General features: G+C 69.2%; 4 protein-coding genes. 2 read left to right on the top strand and 2 right to left on the bottom strand.

Annotation, left to right across the window (positions count from 1 at the left end):
• Window positions 1-15: 15 nt before the first annotated feature.
• On the bottom strand, window positions 16-789 hold the full coding sequence (locus tag VFX99_RS15960) for an isocitrate lyase/phosphoenolpyruvate mutase family protein (protein ID WP_329667273.1): 774 nt from the start codon (window positions 787-789) through the stop codon (window positions 16-18).
• Window positions 790-849: 60 nt separating this feature from the next.
• Between VFX99_RS15960 and VFX99_RS15955 the strand changes: the two genes are divergently transcribed.
• Complete coding sequence (locus VFX99_RS15955; protein WP_329667272.1) at window positions 850-1,890, top strand: FUSC family protein; 1,041 nt, start codon at window positions 850-852, stop codon at window positions 1,888-1,890.
• A 15-nt stretch (window positions 1,891-1,905) separates the two neighbouring features.
• Here the strand turns inward: VFX99_RS15955 and VFX99_RS15950 are convergent, their stop codons facing one another.
• Window positions 1,906-2,277: a hypothetical protein gene (locus tag VFX99_RS15950; RefSeq protein ID WP_329667271.1), complete on the bottom strand. Its 372-nt coding sequence runs from the start codon at window positions 2,275-2,277 to the stop codon at window positions 1,906-1,908.
• Window positions 2,278-2,390: 113 nt separating this feature from the next.
• Here VFX99_RS15950 and VFX99_RS15945 point away from each other — a divergent pair.
• On the top strand, window positions 2,391-2,859 hold a 469-nt coding region (locus tag VFX99_RS15945; RefSeq protein WP_329667270.1), incomplete at its 3' end, for a hypothetical protein.

Genomic DNA, 2,859 nt, shown 5'->3' with positions numbered 1-2,859 from the left:
CGCAGATTCCCGCCGTCAGTTCAGGCTGCGCATGCCGGCCGGCAGCACGCCGTCGCCGTAAAGGTCACCCGCGAGATCCTGCAGCGCGGTCAGCGCCACCCTCTGCGTGAACGGGCCGTAGGAGATGCGGGCCACGCCCAGCGCCTCGTACTCCGCCGCCGAGAGTGCTCCCGGGGCGCCGATGACGCTCACCTTGCGCTCGCCGATGCCCGCGACCAGCTGACGCGCGGTGTCCGCGTCGACCCGGCCGGGAACGAACACGAGGTCGGCGCCGGCCTGGAGATAGGCCCGTCCGCGCGTGATCGCGTCGGCGATGGACTCCTCGAGCGGACGGTCGCCGCCGCGAACGAGCGCGTCGGTGCGGGCGTTGAGCACGAACGGAACGCCCTCGGCCTCGCCCGCCGCGAGAACCGCTTCGACTGCGGCGACCGAGTCGGCGAGCGGCTGAAGGCGGTCCTCCATATTGGCGCCGACGACGCCCACGCCGATCGCGCGCCGCGTCGTCTCGCCCGGATCTCCGTACCCGGCATCGAGGTCCGCGGAGACGGGCAGATCCGTCACGGCGGCGATCCGGCCGACCATGTCGAGCATCACGTCGAGAGGGATCTTGCCGTCGCCATACCCGAAGGTCGCGGCGATCGAGTGACCCGCCGTCACGAGCGCCTTGGTCTGCGGCAGTGCGGCGACGGCCTTCGCCGAGACGACGTCCCACACGTTGACGGCTCGGAATATCTCCGGCGCGGCGTGGAGTGCCGCGAGGGTCTGTGCTTTCTCCTGCTGAGTGGTCATCCCTTCACGCTATCCCGCCCTCCGTGGGCAGGGGCGGGGTGCCCGGCATACGCTCGGGGCATGCGAGTGACCGACGGCTTCCGAGCATCTCAGCGCAGCCCGATCCTGCAGGTCGGCAAGTCCGCGATCGCGACTTCGGCGGCCTGGCTCATCGCCGGCGCACTGATACCGGGCCAGCCACCGGTGTTCGCCGCGATCGCCGCGCTGCTCGTCGTCCAGCCGAGCCTGAACCAGTCACTCATGAAGGCGATCGAGCGCAGCATCGGAGTGTTCGCCGGCGTCGTGATCGCGTCGATCCTCGGCATCCTGCTCGGCAGCGGCACCTGGGTGATCCTCCTCGCGACCGTGGTCGCGCTGCTGATCGCGTGGGCGCTCAAGATGACCGCGGGGACCGCCAACCAGGTGGCGATCAGCGCCCTTCTCGTGCTCGCGTTGGGCACGGCGACACCGACCTACGCGCTCGACCGTGTGCTCGAGACGATCATCGGCGCGGTGATCGGCATCCTGATAAATCTCGCCCTCGTCCCGCCCGTCGCCGTCGCGCCCGCGCGCGAAGCCGTCACAAGACTCGGCGACGAGCTCGCGAACTCCCTGGAGCGGTTGGCCCATGCCCTCGAAACGCCGCAGTCCGCAGCCGATCTGGACGGTCTGCTCGTCGAGGCGCGCCTGATGAGGCCGATGCGGGATGCCGCCGATAAAGCGATCGAGGTCGCCATCGAGTCGCTCTCACTCAACCCGCGCGGACGACGCCACCGCGAGGACCTGGCGGCCGTTCAGGCGCTGCTGGACCGTACCGGACCGATCGTCACGCAGACGGTCGGCATGACCCGGGCGTTCTGCGACCACTACGACGCCACGATCGCCGACGAAACTGCCGTCCAGGCGATCGCCGAGCAGCTGCGGCGAGCGGCGCACGATGTGCGCCTCGAGGTGCGTCGAACGGATGCCGCGGCCGACGCCGCTGGACGCGACGAGAGCGAACCGGCGGCCCTGACCGCACCGCTTCGCGTCTCCGCGCCCTCGCGCGACCACTGGGTGCTCATCGGCTCGCTGCTGGAGGATCTCCGGCGCATCCACGAGGCGCTGGAGAACACCGCGTGACGCGCGGCTCGGCGGCTACTCGCCGACGTTCACCGTGAAGGCGACGTCTTCGATGCCGCCGTCGGAGTTGGACAGCACCACCTCGGTCGACCCCTCGGCGAGCGCCTTGACGCCGGGGTTATAGGTCGCCCCACCCTCTTCGCGCCCCTTCACGAACTCGGCGACCGCGGAGTCCTCGACCTCACCGCTGTAGCTGTCGACCGCGAGGTCGCCCGTGTTGATGTTGAGCACCTGGCCGACGACCAGGTCGACCGTCTCGCCTTCGAGGTCGCCGACATCCATGGTCACGGGTGCGATCACCGGCGTGGGGGTGCTCTGCGCGCACGCGCTGAGAGCCACGGTGGCTGCAATGACGGCGGCGGCACCGATCAGCTTCGAGATCTTCACGCGGTCAGTATGACAGCGCCGTCCGACCCCGGACGGATTCGACCCGCGGCGGATGGAGGCGCTCGTGTGGATAAGTCCGGTCGGCCGATCGCGATCGCGGATACCGTGGTCGGATGATTTCCCGCGTCGCCCGCGTGACCCTCGCGCTGGCGATCGTGCTCGGACTGGCCACTGGCTGCCAGCCGCAGCCCGAACCATCGCCGTCGGGTCCGGCGTTCGCCACCGAGGACGAGGCGTTCGCCGCTGCTGAGGAGACGTACCGGGCGTACGTCGATGCGCTGAACCAGGTGGATCTGAGCGATCTCGAGACGTTCGAGGCCGTGTACGAGTGGACGACCGGTGATGCGAATGCTCAGGCGCGGGAGACCTTCAGCGAGATGCATGCTGACAAGTGGACGGTGTCGGGTGCAAGCATTCCAACTGTCGTGAAGCCACGTGCGTGGGGAGGGCCGGAACTCGTTGAGATGGAGGTGGCGGTCTGTCTGGACGTTTCGGCGGTCCAGCTTCTCGATGAGACCGGCCAGTCCGTCGTCGACGCCGACAGGCCCGACGTGCAAAGCATGCAGGTCTCCATGGTTGGGT

It is taken from the genome of Microbacterium sp. (assembly GCF_036277215.1).
In the GTDB taxonomy this organism is placed as follows: domain Bacteria; phylum Actinomycetota; class Actinomycetes; order Actinomycetales; family Microbacteriaceae; genus Microbacterium.
The sequence above is the reverse complement of the archived record's forward strand: the minus strand, read 5'-3'. Positions and strand labels throughout refer to the sequence as shown.

Excerpts from the sequence above, each read along its gene's own strand:
- VFX99_RS15955 (WP_329667272.1), top strand. The coding sequence starts at position 850 with ATGCGAGTGACCGACGGCTTCCGAGCATCTCAGCGCAGCCCGATCCTG.
- VFX99_RS15960 (WP_329667273.1), bottom strand. The coding sequence starts at position 789 with ATGACCACTCAGCAGGAGAAAGCACAGACCCTCGCGGCACTCCACGCC.